At 71.7% G+C, this 962-nt stretch carries 1 pseudogene; it reads left to right on the top strand.

From position 1 onward, the window contains the following. A pseudogene (locus ASG87_RS15875) lies at positions 1-962 on the top strand (hypothetical protein); the annotation flags it as partial.

Raw genomic sequence — 962 nt, 5'->3', positions numbered from 1 at the left:
CGACGGGCGGCACCGGCAGCATCGGCCTGACCACGACGAACGGCGCGCTGACGGTGAACACCGCGCTGGCCGGCGGCGCCGTCGGCCTGCATTCGGCGGGCGACCTGGCGCTGGCGAACGATCTCGCCGGCACCACGGTGACGCTGGTCGCGGGCGGCAACCTCAGCCAAAGCGGCGGCGCGATCACGGCCGGTACGTTGACGGGCAGCGCGGTCGGCAGCGCGGTGCTCGGCGGCGCCAACCAGATCGGCACATTGGGCGCGTTCGCCGCCAATGGCTTCAGCCTCACCAACGCGCAGGCGCTGACGGTGGCGGGCCCGGTGACGGGCGGCACCGGCGCGGTTGCGCTCGGCACCACGGCCGGCGACCTCGCGGTGAACGGCAACGTCAGCGGCAACGCAGTCACGCTGTCCAGCGCCGGCGATCTGACGATCAACAGCGGCGTGGACAGCGGCACCGGCACGACGACGCTGACCTCGGGCGGTGCAATCAGCGAGGGCGCAGGGGGCACGATTACCGCCGGCACGCTGACCGGCAGCTCGGTCGGCGGCACGACGCTCAACGGCGCCAATCTCATCGGTACGCTGGGCAGCTTCACTGCCTCGGGCTTTGCGTTGAGCAATGCACAGGCGTTGACGGTGGCCGGCCCGGTAATTGGCGGCGCCGGTGCGGTGGCACTCGGCACCACGGCCGGCGACCTGGCAGTGAACGGCAACGTGAGCGGCAGCGCAGTCACGCTGTCCAGCGCCGGCGACCTGGCGATCAACAGTGGCCTCGACAGCGGCAGCGGCACGACGACACTGACCTCGGGCGGTGCGATCAGCGAGGGCGCGGGCGGCACGCTTGCCGCCGGCACGCTGACTGGCAGCTCGGTCGGCGGCACGGCGCTCAACGGCGCGAACCTCATCGGCACACTCGGCAGCTTCGACGCCAATGGCTTCGGCTTGACCAATGCACAAGCA

This window comes from Frateuria sp. Soil773 (assembly GCF_001428405.1).
GTDB lineage: Bacteria > Pseudomonadota > Gammaproteobacteria > Xanthomonadales > Rhodanobacteraceae > LMSL01.
This window is presented reverse-complemented; position numbering and strand designations above follow the sequence as displayed.